Origin of the sequence: Aquimarina sp. AU119 (assembly GCF_900312735.1) — a bacterium.
Classification (GTDB): Bacteria; Bacteroidota; Bacteroidia; order Flavobacteriales; family Flavobacteriaceae; genus Aquimarina; species Aquimarina algiphila.
Genome location: NZ_OMPF01000021.1, coordinates 23,457 through 41,587 on the forward strand (window position 1 = coordinate 23,457; position 18,131 = coordinate 41,587).

Below are 18,131 nucleotides of genomic sequence, written 5' to 3' on the forward strand. Positions count from 1 at the left end.
ACCTATCAATAACTTTGAGGTTTTCTAATATGTTAGTATCTTAGTCAGGCATTAAGCCGAGACAAACAAAAACGTTCACACAATGTCCACAAGCGATAACCTGCCTAAGGCAGATGGAAATGAAGAAAATAAGACTAAAGCTTTAGAAGTAAATTCTGAAACTTCAGATGTTGATGATAATAAAGAATTAGTTTCATCAGAGACAACAGATGAAACTCCTACTGAAACATCAATACAATCTAATGAAGAAAACCCTGAAGCATCTATTGAGATAGTCAATCCGCAAATTACAGATGCTGTAGAAGCACAACCTGAGTCTCAAAGTGATGAGACTAAAGAGTCTGATTCTGAAGAAAAAGAAGAGGAAAAGACAGAAACTCCTACAGAACAAGAAAGTGTTGAGGCAGAAAAAAATGAGAATACTCCTGAGGGTGAAGCCATAATTTCTAATAGTGCTGCAACTAAAAAAGAAGAAACTACAAAACCAGAAGTAGTTGTTGACGCTAATGATACTAACGAAAATGATCCTGATGAAATTCAGGATGAAATGAACGAAGCTGTTGCAGAACATAGTGAAGACGAAACTACTCAGGAACGTCATGATATAGAGAAGAAAGATTATCATGCCATGAATAAAGAGGAATTGATTAAAGAACTTAGAGACTTGATCAGGAATGAAAAAATTCAGGCAATTAAAGAGCATGTTGACGAAATCAAGAATGAGTTTAATGAAAAGTTTAATGAAGAAGTAGAACAGAAAAAAGAGGAATTTCTAGCAGATGGAGGAGATATAATTGATTTCTATTATTCTACACCTATAAAAAAAGAATTTAACTCTGTATATTTTGACTATAAAGAAAAACGAAATTCATATTATCAAAATCTAAAAAAAGACTTACAGGAAAACCTTAAACGACGATTAGAATTAATAGACGAATTAAAAGGTTTACTTAATGTAGATGAAAATATAAATACTACTTATAATCATTTTAAAAGTATACAAGAAAGGTGGAGAAACGCAGGACCAATTCCTAGAGATAAATACAATACAGTTTGGAACACTTATCACCATCATACCGAAAATTTTTATGATTTCTTGCACCTTAACCGAGAGTTTAGAGATTTAGATTTTAAGCATAATCTAGAGCAAAAACTTAAAATTATAGAACGAGCTACAGAACTAGCACAGGAAACAGATGTGAATAGGGCTTTTAGAGAATTACAGCTACTTCACAAAATGTGGAAAGAAGATTTAGGGCCGGTAGGAAAAGAATACAGAGAACCTATTTGGGAAAAGTTTAGTGCTTTAACCAGACAAATTCATGAAAATCGACAAGCGTACTTCAAAGATCTCGATAAAGTTTTTGAAAAAAACTTAGAGGTAAAAAGAGAAATTATTTCAAAAATAACCAAGGTCAGTTCTGAACACCCAAATAATCATAGTGGTTGGCAACAAAAAATAAAAGAAATTGAAGCTCTTAGAGATGACTTTTTTAAAGCAGGAAAAGTTCCTTCAAATGTAAATGAACAAACCTGGAGTGAATTTAAAACCGCTGTTAGGGATTTTAATCGCAATAAAAATGCATTTTACAAGAGTCTCAAAAAAGATCAGTTTGAGAATCTAAATAAGAAAATGGAGCTGATTAAAATCGCTGAAGACAACAAGGATAGTGATGATTACTCCGTTACTACTCCACTCATGAAAAAAATTCAAGCTGATTGGAAAAAAATAGGTCATGTTCCTAGAAAAGATAGTGATCGAATTTGGAAAAGATTTAAAGACGCTTGTAATACTTATTTTGACAAGCTTCATGCAGAAAGAAATGAAGCTAATAAAGAAGAAGTGATTTCTCTAGAAAAGAAACAAGCTCATATTGAAGCTCTTAAAGAAATTAAACTTTCTGGCGATCCAGAGGCTGACCTTAGCACAATAAAAGACAATATTGCTACTTGGAAAACTTTGGGAAGAGTACCTTACAAAAAGAAAAACATAGAAGTAGAATATAATAAAGTCCTCGATAGCCTTTTTCAGCAGCTTAACTTAAGCCGTAAAGAAACAGAACTTATTAAGTATGAAAATAAGTTAAATACATTATCAGGACAAACAGATGATCGTGCACTTAGAAACGAACAGAATTTTATTCGTAAAAAAATCGAAGAAGTAAATGGTGAAATTCGTCAACTCGAAAATAACCTTCAATTTTTCAAACATGCCAAGGATGATAATCCAATGGTAAGAGATGTTAAGAAAAATATTGAAAAACACAAAGAGAATTTAGACGTCTGGAAAGCCAAACTAAAGAAGATTAAACAACTTTAGTCATCATCATGCGATGTACACTCTGTAATTCAGAAACTATACTATATTCTGAAATACAAAATAAAAAATATTGCAAGTGTACTACATGTGATGGTATTTTACTTCATACTTCACATTTCTTGTCTGTCGTAGCAGAAAAAGAACGTTATGAACTACATCAAAATGATGTAACTGATTCTGGGTATCAAAATTTTGTGTATCCCATTATAGAGCAAGTACAAAATGATTATTCATCAAACCATAAAGGTTTAGATTTTGGGTCTGGAAGTAATTCTGTCATTACATATTTATTAAACAACAATAAATATCATATAAGCACCTATGATCCTTTTTTTGACATCAATGATGATGTTCTTAAAAAAAAGTATGATTACATTGTTTGTTGTGAAGTAATGGAGCATTTCTATTCTCCTAGTAAAGAATTTAAACTCTTACACTCTATTCTACTTCCTAATGGAGCTCTATACTGTAAAACTAATCTGTATGACTCTTCAATTGATTTTAAAACATGGTGGTATAAAAATGATACCACACATGTATTCTTTTATTCTTCAAAAACACTGCATTGGATAAAAGAAAAATTTCAATTCAAATCCTTAGAAATCACAGATAATTTTATCGTTTTAAGAAAAGAGTAATATTAAGTTTCTCTTATTCACAATATTTAAAGCCGAAATAATAACACTTTTTACAAGTATAAAAAGAGTGTTTATTATGTATTTGTTAACACGAAAACGTTTTCGTCTATCAACCTGGTAAAACGCTTTCAAGATTTTATCTAAATTGTCTTTTTACAAAACAAAACTAATTAGATGATAAACAAATAGTTACAACCAATTTATTTCACACAAACACACACACTAATGAAAAATTTACTACTTACTTTATTTTGTACTGTATGTACAGGAGCCATATATCTGTCTCCATTATCGACTAGCAGTCAAACCGATTTTAGAGAAGAAACTATTTACTTCTTAATGACCTCCCGTTTTTTTGATGGAGATTCTTCAAATAATGCTCCAACAGAATGGTCTTCTTACAACCCTGACCCTTTAATAAATCCTACAATTATAGATCCAAATGATGTCACATGGAGAGGAGATTTTAAAGGTCTTATACAAAAACTAGATTACATCAAAGATTTAGGGTTCACTGCAATATGGATTACCCCTATAGTCCATAACCGAAGTCCATTGGATTATCATGGATATCATGCATGGGATTTTACCAAAGTTGATCCTAGGTTAGAATCTCCTGGTGCTACGTTTCAGGACCTAATTAATGAAATTCATGCTCGTGATATGAAAATTGTTTTGGACATTGTCACAAACCACTCAGGGAGATTTGGAATAAAAGATGTAGCTGAAATCAAATACAATACTGACCCTTCAGCTACCTGGTACGCTCCCGACAACTCTAATTGGGCATATGATGGATTAACTCCTAATCCAGAAGATGGTTTAATCTGGAGTAGAGCCAATTTAGCTAAAATGCCCCCTCCCTATAATCAAAATTTGGAAGCATTTAATTTCCCTAGTAAAGAAAACTATGTTGATACTTCTGATCCAAACTGGTATCATCACTCCGGAAATGGATTCGCTCAAGGGTTTGATGATGTAGAAAACCTACAAAATCGTGCTTTAGCTGGGGATACACCAGACTTAAATACCGGAAATCAAGTAGTCAGAGATTACTTGGTTAATGCCTATACTACATTTATTAATATGGGGGTAGATGCTTTTCGATGGGATACGGTAAAACATATGAGCAAAGAAGATATCTTATACTTCTATGATGCTTTTAAAGCTGTAAATCCAGATCTATTCATCTTTGGCGAAGTGGCACAAAAACGTCATGAGTTACACCCAGTCGAAGAAACAAATCCTCATTATTATACCTGGCGAGGTGCAGTAAACAATTCTGCTCCTATAGATTTAGCTGTAATAGATTTTTTCGGAGAAGCAACTTTTCATGGTACTTTTGAAGAAGGGCAATCATTTCCTACAGTAAAAGCAGCTGCCAGATATGATAACCTTTATAGCGATCCATCTACATTAGTAACCTGGTTAGATAATCATGATTTTGGACCTAACAATGACTGGAACAGACGTTATGGGGGTTCTGATGAAAATCTAGCCGCCTGTATGAATTTTATGTTCACCTGGCGAGGAATTCCCACGGTATACTATGGTACGGAAATGCGCTTCAAAGCTGGAGAATTTAATGATATTCACGATGCTTCGGGTATTCAAAAATCTATTGATGAGACTGGTAGAGCCTATTACGGAGATGTTATGGAACAAGCTCCGGGGCACAAAATATATAAACATATTAAAAAATTGAATGCAATTCGTAAAGCTGTTCCTGCATTACAAAAAGGAACGTGGAGTTGGAAAAATGCTCCTGGAAATGCCGTTGCGTATCGCCGTGTTTTTCAGAATAGTGAAGTTATAGTAGGCCTTGCAAAAGATGGAGACGCTTCTTTTTCTATTTCTGGAATGACCAATGGTATTTATAGAGATGCTGTTACTGGTAGAGAGATTGCCGCTACTAATGGTAATCTGAATTTTAGTGTAACTTCAGGTTCTGCAGGAATTTATGTTTTAAACGGTCCGGGATTAATTGGAAGTTGTGGTGGTGGTTTTTTTGAAAACTGCGTAAATGGACCTATACAACCTACTGCTATCATTAATCCAAATATTACTAGGTCTGAAAATCCAATTCAAGTAACCTTAGAAGGTATTGGAGGTGCTGGAAGTCCTTATACAATTTATTACACTACCAATGGTCAAATCCCAAGTAATAGTAGTACAAGATATACTGGGACTTTTACAATAACCGAATCCGCTTTAATCAAAGCTATTGTATATGACAAAAACGGCCTTGTATCTGACATTTCAACAAAAAACTATAGCATTGGCCCTATCGAAGGTTTACAAATACATTTTAAAAAACCTGCAAACTGGTCGCAAGCAAACGTTCATTACTGGAATGAACTCCCAGATGTCTTAACTACTAGCAATTGGCCTGGTCCACAAATGACAAGAATTGAAAATTCGGATTGGTATACCTACATTTTTGAAGGAGTAGAAAGTATTAACCTTGTGTTTAATGATAATGGAGGATTAAAAACCAATGACCTTTCTAGAAATAAAGATGGATGGTATGACAATGGTCAATGGTTTGATAATCAACCAGGAAATAATTCTAACACACCTCCTTCTCTTATTATGTCTCCTAATGGTGGTTCATTTACACAAGGAGAATCCATTTCAGTAACTTTAAGTACCACAGATAATACTCCTGGCACAAATATATATTACACACTAAATGGAGATGATCCGTCTACCTCATCTAGGCTATATACTTCGGAAATTATAATTACTGAAAACACAACAATACAAGCAATTGCATATGATTCTGAAGGTTTGGCATCTAATACAGTTAATAATACGTTTACCTTCTCAACTTCAACAGAATCAATGACTATACATTACAAAGGTTCTTTGAACAACCCTAATTTATATTTTTGGAATACAAGTCCATCAGTAATAAATACTAATTGGCCTGGTGTAAACATGACCGAAGCAAGCAATGGTTGGTTTACATATACATTAGACGGTGTTTCTTGTACTAATCTTATTTTTAACACTAATGGAAATAATCAAACTGAAGATCTTAATCGATGTGGTAGCGGGTGGTATTTTGAAGGAACATGGTATGATACAAATCCAGAACAAGTATCAGAAAACCTAACTGTCTATTTTAGTTCAGATTCTTATTCTTCTCCAACTATTCATTATTGGGACCTTACGCCTTCACAAAATAATACAATGTGGCCAGGTAGTCTTATGACAGATAATGGAGATGGGTGGTATAGTTATTCATTTGCAAATACTTCTTGTGCGAATATGATCTTTAGTAATAATGGAGCTTCACAAACATCTGATCTTTTAAGATGTAAAAATGGTTGGTATTATAATGGGACGTGGTATGATAACAAACCAAATCGTAACAAATTAGATACCTCAATTTCTAGTTCACAAATTACTATTTCTCCAAACCCTATTAATGAAAATTCAATAATACAATGGTATACTAAAAATAATGACAACAAAATTAAAATTGAAATTATAGACGTATATGGGGTTACTCAAACTATTTATAGTAAAATAACTACTAGTGGGAAACATACTATTAATCTAAGTGAACATATGAATTCAAAAAGTTCAGGAATCTATTTTTGTAAAATGACTATTGATGATCATACTTTACTGAAAAAAATAATCAAAAAGTAAATCTTTATATTTTGCCCCTATATAAATGAAATAACCCACCAGTTTACTACTGGTGGGTTATTTTTTAAAATTAAATTATTTCAAAAATTAATGAAATGGTAATACTTGATCAGATGATTTATTTGCTACCAAAATAGCTGTTAAATCTATTGTAGTATTAGCTATTCCCGCATCAGCATCGTAAGTTATAGCATCCAAATCATTTTTTACTGCATCTACGAACGGAGGAATTACAGCTATAGTACCAGCATCTCCTTCAGAAACATTTTCATTTAATAAAATCTCATTAAGATCCATAACTAACTTTACTCCCATATCTGCAAAACGAATACCTTCTGCAATAAAAACTTCCTGTCTTGTTCTATAAAGAAGTTCTAAAGCTGCATCGTCATTAGCCATAGCATCTATTTCTGGTTGTGTTAGTGAAGTTCCTGAAACTGAAGATACCATAACACTAGTATCTCTATCTAAAACCAAATTAGGTCTACCATTTACTACAACACCAGAATTATTTGGTCTTGAACCTGGTGCTCTTTGAGTTCTACCTTCTGTTGTGTCATCAATTGTTCTAACTTCTCTAGTCCCAATTAAAGCTAACAAATCTGTCATATTTCCTTGTGCAGCTAAAGCATTACCATCTGATAAATTGGCTTCTGCCAATATAAAATATGCCTCTTCTGCTTTAAGATAATATACAGGAGCATCCTCTTCTGGTGTAAGAAAAGAATATTTAGGATCAAGAAAATCTAACGTCGGCAATGGTTGTAAATCATCAAAAATAGCTCTTTCATATAATGCATTTTCAAAAATGTTAACCGCTGGTTGTGTAGTAGTATCTGTTTCATCAAATCTTGCAAATCTTACAAAATCACTATCCATTGTAATAACCATTTGAGCATCAGCAACAGCTTCAACTTTTCTTCCCAAATAGTAATAAGCTCTTGCTCTAGCTAAATAATATTCGGGTTGACTATTATTTCTTTCGATTGCTGAAGTAAAAGAAGCAATAGCACTTGCATAGTTTTCTTCTGTTGTCAAAGGCACTGCACCTGGTTCTTCAGGTATTCTTGAAAAATACATCCCAGCAAACAAGTTTGACATACCTTTAAAGAAATAATACTCAGCCTCTGTATCTTCACTATATAATGGATCTTGAGGCCCTACTTCTTCTAAACCAAAATCTGCCATCTCTCTTAATCTGGCAAGGTCATTTTGGGTATCTCTCATATCAGGGTCATCTATTCTAATTTCCAAATTATCCATAAATTGATTATAGAAAGTCTGTGTATTCACATAGTTATCTGACCCTAGTTCTGATAAAATCAATATTTCATTAAGGAAAAGAGACATCTGTCTGTCCATACCCTCTAACCAAACACCAGAAGAATTGGATTGTCCTAAAAACGAATCTTCTAATAAGTTTGGATTTTCTACAGAGGTAAAATCTGTCGCATCTTTAAGATCATCTGTACAGTTGACCAATAAAGTAATTGTTAATAATATAATTAATAGCTTTTTCATCGTATTCTTCATCTTTTAAGTTAATTAAAACTGAAACTTCAGTGAAGTTAAAAATATCCTTGGAGCTGACTCCGTTCCATAGGCAAAACCTCCACTGGAGAAACCATTTTGAGCAGCAATTCCAGAACCAGTAATTTCGGGATCAGCAGGTCCAGATGTCCAGTTGAATGGATTTGTTGCTGTAAACCCAAGAATTACATTAGAAAAAGGCTTTAATTTATCTCCAAAAGAATATGTAGCTCCTATATTCCTTATTTTCACAAAGTCATTGTCAAAAACAAAGAAATTAACATAATTAAATGGACTTGTTGTTCCAACAAGGTCATCAGGTATACCAGTATTATCAACTCCATTTAAATGTCTTAGCAAGAAATTTAAATCTACATAGCTACCTCCAAACTGATAATCACCAGTCATAAAAAGATTAAAGTTTTTATATTGATAATTTATTCCAAACGATCCAAAATTAGGAGCAAAAGTATCACCTAAAGCATCATTAGGAGTAAAAGTAAATGTCCCATCGGCTGCTCTGGTTGCAGAAGTTCCTCTTAAATAACCTAAACTTTGTCCCTGTTCTATTACAGAACCAATTACATTAAACCCTCCTACTACGAAAGCAGGTGAACCTCCACTATCTTCTACAGAGTTATCATTGGTATTGTATGAAAAATTAACACTTAGTAAATGATCACTAGTTTTAATTACGTCTGCATTTAAAGCAAATTCCCATCCACTGTTTGATATTTCTCCAAGGTTAGTTACCTGAGCTCTTAATCCAGAAGAAGGTAAAGCATTAGGAACAAATAGGGCATCTTCTGTTTTCCCATCATATCTTGTACTACTAAAATTGATTCTGTTATTTAAAAAACCTAAGTCAAGACCAAATTCTGTAGTTTTAACTCTTTCAGACACTAAATCAGTGTTACCAGGCTGATCAAAACGAACAGCTAAGCCGCCAAGGAAAACATCAGGTACAAATGTTTTAACCTCTGAAAAAGGTTGTGCAAAATTGGTAGCTTCACCATAATTTGCTCTTAATTTGATACTAGAAAGAATGTTACTCATACCACTCTCTGAATAAAAATCGTGATCTGATATGTTATAAGTAATACCAACTTTTGGAAGAAATAACGGGTCTGTATTAGCACCTGCAGAAGTATTTTCATCTAATCTTCCTCCAAATTCTAAAAAGGCAACATCATATATTCCTATATTTTCTAAAAAATATAAACCATAGTTAGCATTCTCTAATACAAAATCTCTAGCTACCTGAGTAGGAAAGAATCCAATTCGAGATGTACCATCTACACCACCCGATCCTTCTATTCGATTCTGTCTATCTGTATTTCTAAAAAACTGTCCTCCTAATATAGTAACAAAAGAAAAGTTATCAAGTGCTGCCTTATGAGTTACATTTAAATCTCCAGTTACAATAAAATTATTTCTTGTAGCTCTTGTAAGAGCACCTCTATCTGATGTTCCATCAGGAAAAGCGCCTCTTGAGATTTGTAATGCATTTGATACAGCTTGATTTTGGACCACGGTTCTATAATCTATACCAAGAGTAGCATTAACTTGTAAATTATCATTTACATCATATATAAACTTATTCGAGTTGGTAAAACGATTTATTGTTGATTCATTACTCGTTAAAGCACCTCTTAAAGCATAATTCTCTCTAATAGGAGCAAAATCAGTATCAGAAATAACATCCAAATCACCCAAGTCACCACCTTCAAAATCTGAGAATCTTGCATTACCACTATTTGCATTAAAATCCAAATTAGTCTCTGTTCCTACATATGAAAAAGAAGCTTGATATCTAAGTTTATCAGTTACATTAGCATTTAGACCGAATGACAAACTTCTTCTTACTTGTTTATTTATATCATTAAAAGAGTCATCAGCGTAGATACTTCCTCCAAAATTATAAGTGACCTTATCTCCACCACCGTTTATACCAACTCTATGTTCTAAAGATAATCCTGGCTCAAAAAAGGCTTCAGCCGTTCTATCATATTTTAAAAAATCTTCAGTTGCTTTTATTACACCAACTCTGGCTTCATAAAATATCTTAGATTTTCCTTTAGTACCTTTCTTTGTAATAACTTGAATAACACCATTCGCTGCATCTGCACCATATAATGTTGTAGCAGCACCTCCTTTTATATATTCTATCCTTTCAATAGATTCTGTAGGGATATCTGCTAGAGCGGATACAGATGCTCCACCTGTAACAATACCTAGCTGAGCATTTGAATTCAAATTATCAACTCTAACACCATCAACTATTACAATAGGCGTAGCTGAAGTTGAGGCAGATATTGCACCTCTAGTTCTAATAATTGCTGCAGTACCTGGTTGTCCAGAACTTAATCTAATTTGTGCACTAGGTGTTGTAGATTGAAGTAATTGGTCTATTTGATTAGAAGGCAACTTATCAATCTCATCTGCTTTTAAAACATCTACCGTAGTAGATAATTTTCTTTTAGCAATACCAGAACCTTGTCCTGTAATAATAACTTCTTCTAATTCTGAAGCAGAAGCTGATAATTTCATATTAATTGTATCGCTATCCCCAACAACTACTTCTTTGGTTTCAAAACCAACATAACTAAACGAAATTACTGCTCCTCGATTTACCGATATAGAGTAATTTCCATCAAAATCGGTTTGCGTTCCCCCACTAGTATTCTTGACAATAACATTAACGCCCGGAAGCGGTAATCCCTGGTCATCTGTGACAGTTCCTGACACATTTTTTTCCTGAGCAAATGATAAACTACATACAAAGAAAAAAAACATTAGAAACTTGTAATAATGTACTTTCATAGATAAAAAATTTTTCAAAAAATTATACTTAAGTTATTAGATATAATCATAAAAAGGAAGGGGTGGAATATTTTGATGGCTAACTCAAATTTACTCTCACAAAACTTGAACAAAGTTTAAATGGAAATAATAACATTCGCCCTTCCTAAATTATGATTACAAGATCAAAGAAACGTGGGACAAGCATAAAAACAGGTAACCCCTATAAGGTTTTACCTCATTCCGAAGAAGATTTACTAAAGCTATTGTAATCGTCAACAATTAGGATTTGACATACTCAGAGGGAGTAATTCTGTTGTACTTTTTAAAGGATTTATTGAAAGTAACTTTATTATTGAAACCTACCTCATAAGCAACGTCTATAATATTTACCTTCTTATCCTTCTCACTTTTTAAAAGTTTTTTAGCTTCTTCTATTCGATATCGATTAATTAATTCAAAAAAATTAAGATTAAAATGCTCATTTATTACCTGCGAAGTATTATGTCTAGTAGTATTCAATAATTCGGCTAATTTCTGAAGATTAATATCATTTTTCATATACACCTTTTCTTGATTCAATAGAAATAAAAGCTTTTCCTTTAATTCTATAGAAAGTGTCTCTGTTAAACCTGATTTTCTATATTTATCTAGCTCTTTTTGCACTTCCTCTTTAATCATTCTTAATCCTCCACCAAAAATACTAGGATAAACGAATGCCGTATAACTTATATACAAAATCAATAATGCAATCGAAATGATTTGAAAATGAACAGGGAAACCGTCTATTACTCTACGAATCATCAAAATATTATAAACAACATAAGAAACAATATGTATTGAGCATAAAACAACAATATTTCTCTGCCAATTATGTTGTACCCTGGATATAAGAGAATTACCAACAACCAATTTAACATACATTCTAATGACTAAAATCATATATACCAATAAGGATATAAGCTTAACATCTGAGATTAAAGTTATATATGGCCGTTTATCATCAAGCATTATCCTTAGTTTCTCCTCTACAGGTAGGCTATAAACAGGAAGCAATAAAAACAGAAGTAAAACTGTTGGTACTAAATGCAACACATCCAACCAAACAAATCTATATTTTAAAATCACACGTTTAAAGTAAAAATAAATAAGAGGACCATACAAAAACGAAAACAATGTTGATAAATACAGAGAGTGCGGTAAGTAAAATTCATAATTTGTCGGCAACAAACTAATATTAATAATAAAGACAGAGTGTTGAAACAAAAATGCACTCATCAAAAGATTTGCAATTTTATCAGATCTCTTTCGGAAATTCAGAACGATAGAGATAAACATACCAACAAAACCTACATATAAACAGAGTATCCACCAAAAATCTAATTTTTTATGATACTTATCTGCCAATTTAACGTAAGAACTCGAACTATTAATAGAATCAAAATAACTATGTCCTATAAAAGCGACATCTAAACTACTTTTTATATATTTTTCGAGGTATTCACATGCTAACTCTGCTTTATTTTTCTTAGCATAGAAAAGTGCCAATTCCTTAAACATCAAAATAGAGTCAACACTATGCGTATTTGACTCTTTTTTATATATTTTATCTGAAAATAAAAGGGTATAGCGATCTTTATCCTTATTTTTTACCTCAATTTCATTTGCATATGAATACAGACTTGATGAAATAAACAAAACGATAGTAATCAAAACCAGAGTTTGTGTTCTTCGAGTTAGCCGCATAATTACTCTCAGGAAATTATGATGATCTATATAACATAAAAAATATTGTTACATAATATTTTCTAAACCTTGTTATTATAGAGTAGTCGATTTAAACAAACAAAAATTACATTGCTACACGTAATTATATTGTTATCACAAAAGATTGATTATGACTAAAAACGGGAAATATTACAAAAAGATATCTTCAACCCCATCATTCATTTATGCAACAAACAGTTTTAGATACTCGGATGGTGTTATTTGATTATATTTTTTGAAAGATTTATTGAAAGTTACCTTATTATTAAAACCAACTTCATAAGCAACATCTATAATATTAAATCCTTTATACCTCTCTCCTTTTAATAGCTCCTTTGCTTCTTCAATTCTATATTTATTAATTAATTCGAAGAAGTTAAGATCAAAATGTTCATTTATAACCTGTGAAGTATTATGCCTTGTTGTTTCTAATAACTCAGATACTCTTTGGAGCGTAATATCATTTTGCTTATAGATTTTCTCTTCATTTAGAAGAAACAGCAACTTTGATTTGAGCTCTAAAGACAAACTTTGCGTAAGTCCTGATTTTTTATATTTATTATTACTTACTACTGTATTTTGTATTACAGGAGGTGTTACTATAATTTTGAGATTTCCAAACAGTGAAGGTTGCACAAATGCAGAATAGCTAACATACAGCACCATTACAGCTATCGAAGCTACTTGAAAATTAAACAGAAAGCCACTACCAATATGACTCATATTTAATATTGCATATATGGCATAAGAAAGTATGTATATAGAACAAAAAAGCACTATATTCCTCTGCCAGTTTTTAACTATTTTAGCAACATACAATTCACTTTTAAGTGATTTTATATATAATCTAACCACCAAAACACCATAAACCAATAAAGAAGTTAGTTTGGAAATTGAAATTAGCGTAAGGTAAGGTCGCTCATAATATATTACCATACGTAATTTTTCTTCTCCTGGTAAGAGGTAGATAGGCAATAACAATATCACAAGAAATATTGTTGGTAATAAATGTAAGAGATCAGTAAGTTTAAATTTATATTGCTCGGTCACTCTTTTAAAATAGAAAAATATTAATGGCCCGTATAAATATGAAAATGTTGTAAATAGATATAATGTATGCGGTAAATAATACTCATAATTCATAAAGTAAAGCGCCATATGAATCATAAAGCATGAGTGAAGTAATACAAAACAGCTCATTAGCAAATTTGCTACCCTATCAGAACGTTTTCTAAAATTTATAACTACAGATAAGAAAAAGCCAACAAAAGCAACATAAAAGCAAAAGATTGCCCACCATCCAAATTGCTTAAGGTATTTATTTGCTAATGCAATATGTGCTTCCGAAGTACTAATTTGATCAAAATAACTATGACCTACAAAAGTAACATCTAACGTTGATTCTATATATTTCTCGATAAATTCACAAGCTAATTCTGATTCATTAGCATTTGCATAAGAAAATGCTAATTCTCTATATATGTAGGTTGAATCAATTGCATCTTTTTCCAACACCTTATTGTGCTGAAAAGTTGTTTTTGATTTATCATTATTGGAAAGATTCTTTATTGATGAGATAGAGACATAAGAACTTTCGCTCTCATTTTTTATATCAACTCCAAAAGATAAACTATATCCTTTTACTGATATTAACAAAATAAGACCGAAAAACAATAATGATAATTCTGTTTTTCTTTGAGCTAGCCGCACAGTTTGATTGATTGATGTTTAATACGTCTAATTTACGATTTGTTTTTCTTAAAATTTTGTTATAAAAGGGTGTCCCGATAATATCTTACTCAAAAAATCAACAATAGCAAGGGTTAACAAAGTGCAAATAAAAAAAATACATAAGTGAAAACCGTAGAAAAAGAGTTATAAAACAGCATTCTTACAAGTAAAACTTAAGTAAAAAACACCATTTTTTACCAAAATTCTAATAGAATTAAGAAAATTCGTAAAAGAATATAAAATCCATTTTTATGAAGGTATAAATAAAGAAGTTTATGTTCTATAACCTTTTAGCTTCTTCCCAAAAAACGTCCATTTCAGAAAGAGTCATGTCCATTAAATTTTGGTTGTTTTGTTTTGCTTTAGATTCTAAATACTGAAAACGCTTTATAAACTTTTTATTTGTTCGTTCTAATGCGTCTTCTGGATTTACTTTTAAAAAACGAGCATAATTAATCATAGAAAAAAGCACATCTCCAAACTCTGATTCTATTTTTTCCTGATCTTGCACCTCTACTTCGTGTTGTAGTTCACCTAATTCTTCTTTAAGCTTTTCAAACACTTGATATGGTTCTTCCCAATCAAACCCAACTCCTGCTACTTTATCCTGGATTCTGCTTGCCTTTACCATAGCCGGAAGCGATTGAGGCACCCCTTCAAGAACACTTTTCTTCCCTTCCTTAAGCTTTAAGTTTTCCCAGTTACGTTTCACCTCTTCTTCATCTTCTACACTAACATCACTATAAATATGTGGATGTCTATGGATCAGTTTATCGCAAATTTCATTTGCTACATCTGCTATATCAAAATCTTTAGTTTCACTACCAATTTTAGCATAAAAAACAATATGCAATAGTAAGTCTCCTAGTTCTTTTTTCACCTCTTCGAGGTTATTATCTAAGATTGCATCACCAAGTTCATACGTCTCCTCTATAGTAAGATGCCTTAAAGACTGTAATGTTTGTTTTTTATCCCATGGACATTGCTCCCGAAGCTCATCCATAATAGTTAGTAACCTATCAAAAGCATTAAGTTGATCTTTTCTCGAATTCATCTTTGATATTTATATAGCGACTTGTTCCATGCTCTTTTTGGTTTCTTGAAATTCCTTAATCATATCATCAACAATGACCTTTGCCGGTTTGATATCTTGAATTAATCCTGAAACTTGACCAATTTCTAGCTCCCCTTCATTCAAATCTCCTTCAAACATTCCTCGTTTTGCTCTAGCACGACCTAATAATGCTTTTAATTCGTCAATAGAAGGTCCTTTACTATATAATTCTGTGACATCATTATAAAATTTATTCTTAAGTAAACGAACAGGCGCTAACTCTTTTAACGTTAATTGTGTATCTCCTTCCTTAGCCTCTACCACCATTTTTTTAAAATCTATATGCGAAGAAGCTTCGTCACTTGCTACAAAGCGACTTCCAACCTGAACTCCATCTGCCCCTAAAGCCATCACTGCATACATAGCAGATCCGGTTGCAATCCCTCCTGCAGCAATTAAAGGTATACTTACCTCTTTTTTAACTATTGGTATTAATGTTAATGATGTAGTTTCATCCCTTCCGTTATGCCCTCCTGCTTCAAAACCTTCTGCTACTACAGCATCTACTCCTGCTTCTTGGGCTTTTAAAGCAAACTTCAGACTACTCACCACATGAACTACTGTAATACCTTTTTCTTTAAGATAAGTCGTATATGTTTTTGGATTTCCCGCAGAAGTAAAGACTATTTTTACACCTTCCTCGATTATTATCTGAATAATTTCCTCAAGATTAGGATATAACATTGGAATATTAACCCCAAAAGGCTTATTTGTAGCTTTTTTACATTTTTGTATGTGCTCCCTTAATATATCAGGATACATAGATCCAGATCCTATAAGACCTAGTCCTCCTGCATTACTTACTGCACTCGCTAATTTCCAGCCACTTGCCCATACCATTCCTCCTTGAATTATCGGGTACTGAATATTTAATAATTCTTTTATTTTATTCATTAATTTCTAAATCAGAATATATAAATAATTAGTTTATTATGAGATTACACCAGAACCAACCAATTCTTCACCAATATACCAAGCTACAAACTGCCCCTCGGTTATCGCACTTTGATCGTTTTCAAAAACAACATACATACCAGAATCTATAACGTGTAATGTAGCCTTTTCTAGTGGTTGTCTATATCGAATTCTAGCCATAACTTCAAGTTCTTCATCTACATTAAGCCTAAGATCTTCTCTAACCCAATGTAACTCTTTATTAGTTATAAACAACGCCTTTCTATACAAACCTGGGTGCTTTTTGCCTTGTCCAGTATAAATTGTGTTTGTTTCAACATCAGTCTCAATAACAAAAAGGGGCTCTGGAGTTCCTCCTACAGCCAACCCTTTACGTTGCCCTTTGGTATAGTAGTGCGCTCCTTGATGTTTTCCTACTACCTTGCCATCTCTGGTGTCATACTGATATTTACTGGACAAGAACTCTAATTCTTCTCTTTTGGACTTAAACTGAGGTATTGTACGTTGATATTTTTCTTCAGAAGATAATATTTCAATAATATCTCCCTGTTTTGGTTGTAACTTTTGTTGAAGAAATTCGGGCAAACGAACTTTTCCGATAAAACATAATCCTTGAGAATCTTTTTTATCCGCTGTCACCAAATCTTGTTCTTTAGCGATATCCCTAACTTCTGGTTTTAATAATTCACCAACAGGAAATAACGTTTTTGCTAATTGTTCCTGAGACAATTGGCATAAGAAATAAGATTGATCCTTATTAGAGTCTTTTCCTGCTATAAGACGATGAATTTCTTTTCCTTCTTTGCGTATCGTATCCTTTCTACAATAATGCCCAGTCGCAACATAATCAGCTCCAAGAGATAATGCAATTTTTAAGAATACGTCAAACTTAATTTCACGATTACATAACACATCGGGGTTTGGAGTACGACCATTTTCGTATTCATTAAACATATAATCCACAATACGTTCTTTATATTGCTCACTTAAATCTACCGTCTGAAATGGTATCCCCAATTTCTCTGCTACTAATAACGCATCATTACTATCATCCAGCCATGGACATTCGTCAGAAATTGTTACTGAATCATCATGCCAATTCTTCATGAATAATCCAATAACCTCATATCCTTGCTCTTTTAATAAATATGCCGCTACACTGGAATCAACTCCCCCTGATAATCCTACGATTACTCTCTTCATCAAAAAAATCCTTTCTTTATTTTATTCTTTATAATTATTTTACAAAAGTACTAAGTAAATATCTTAGAGACAAGCTATCAGAATATTCAGCTTTAACTAATTTTGGAATGTTATAATAGACTCAAAAGAGTTGATTCTTTCTAATTAAAAGCTCAGTTCATAAAAAATGGATATTTGACAAATCAAATATCCATTTTAACAAATACGACAGTATTCAATAACTAATTAAAATTCTACCATCATCTTCTTTTTAAGTATACTATTTTCTCCTAATATAACTTCTACTAATAAAAACCATTCGTCTTAATTGAGCTTATCATTTCACAAAGAGAAATCAAAGACTCACCTAACTTTAATACACCTAAGTCTTTTCTCTGTATCAATTTTCCTGTTAAATCCGTAATCTATGGTAAAGGACTGAATATTATTTCACCCTTAGCATTTCGAAATT

At 32.3% G+C, this 18,131-nt stretch carries 10 protein-coding genes; 3 read left to right on the forward strand and 7 right to left on the reverse strand.

From position 1 onward, the window contains the following. Positions 1 to 82 precede the first annotated feature (82 nt). From DK442_RS16800 to DK442_RS16810, 3 genes are all read left to right on the forward strand, one after another. Positions 83 to 2,320 (forward strand): DUF349 domain-containing protein, encoded by a 2,238-nt coding sequence (locus DK442_RS16800; protein WP_109437059.1) that lies wholly within the window; start codon positions 83 to 85, stop codon positions 2,318 to 2,320. Positions 2,321 to 2,328: 8 nt separating this feature from the next. Then, positions 2,329 to 2,958 carry a class I SAM-dependent methyltransferase gene (locus DK442_RS16805; RefSeq protein WP_109437060.1) on the forward strand — a complete coding sequence of 210 codons (630 nt, stop codon included), beginning with the start codon at positions 2,329 to 2,331 and terminating at the stop codon, positions 2,956 to 2,958. 225 nt (positions 2,959 to 3,183) lie between these two features. Next, positions 3,184 to 6,618 (forward strand): starch-binding protein, encoded by a 3,435-nt coding sequence (locus DK442_RS16810; protein ID WP_109437061.1) that lies wholly within the window; start codon positions 3,184 to 3,186, stop codon positions 6,616 to 6,618. An 87-nt stretch (positions 6,619 to 6,705) separates the two neighbouring features. Here the strand turns inward: DK442_RS16810 and DK442_RS16815 are convergent, their stop codons facing one another. From DK442_RS16815 to mnmA, 7 genes are all read right to left on the reverse strand, one after another. Next, positions 6,706 to 8,139 carry a hypothetical protein gene (locus DK442_RS16815; protein WP_109437062.1) on the reverse strand — a complete coding sequence of 478 codons (1,434 nt, stop codon included), beginning with the start codon at positions 8,137 to 8,139 and terminating at the stop codon, positions 6,706 to 6,708. Between the two features lie 24 nt (positions 8,140 to 8,163). Then, a complete protein-coding gene (locus DK442_RS16820; RefSeq protein ID WP_109437063.1) occupies positions 8,164 to 10,971 on the reverse strand; it encodes a TonB-dependent receptor plug domain-containing protein in 2,808 nt (935 codons plus the stop codon). Positions 10,972 to 11,232: 261 nt separating this feature from the next. Then, on the reverse strand, positions 11,233 to 12,696 hold the full coding sequence (locus tag DK442_RS16825) for a helix-turn-helix domain-containing protein (RefSeq protein WP_109437064.1): 1,464 nt from the start codon (positions 12,694 to 12,696) through the stop codon (positions 11,233 to 11,235). A 204-nt stretch (positions 12,697 to 12,900) separates the two neighbouring features. After that, positions 12,901 to 14,427, reverse strand: coding sequence for an AraC family transcriptional regulator (locus tag DK442_RS16830; RefSeq protein ID WP_160114229.1), 1,527 nt, complete (start codon positions 14,425 to 14,427; stop codon positions 12,901 to 12,903). 301 nt (positions 14,428 to 14,728) lie between these two features. Continuing rightward, complete coding sequence (mazG, locus tag DK442_RS16835; RefSeq protein ID WP_109437066.1) at positions 14,729 to 15,502, reverse strand: nucleoside triphosphate pyrophosphohydrolase; 774 nt, start codon at positions 15,500 to 15,502, stop codon at positions 14,729 to 14,731. A gap of 9 nt (positions 15,503 to 15,511) precedes the next feature. Beyond that, entirely contained in the window at positions 15,512 to 16,456 is a 945-nt protein-coding gene (locus DK442_RS16840) for a nitronate monooxygenase family protein (RefSeq protein WP_109437067.1), read from the reverse strand. A 36-nt stretch (positions 16,457 to 16,492) separates the two neighbouring features. Beyond that, positions 16,493 to 17,680, reverse strand: coding sequence for a tRNA 2-thiouridine(34) synthase MnmA (gene mnmA / locus DK442_RS16845; protein ID WP_109437068.1), 1,188 nt, complete (start codon positions 17,678 to 17,680; stop codon positions 16,493 to 16,495). Positions 17,681 to 18,131: the final 451 nt, after the last annotated feature.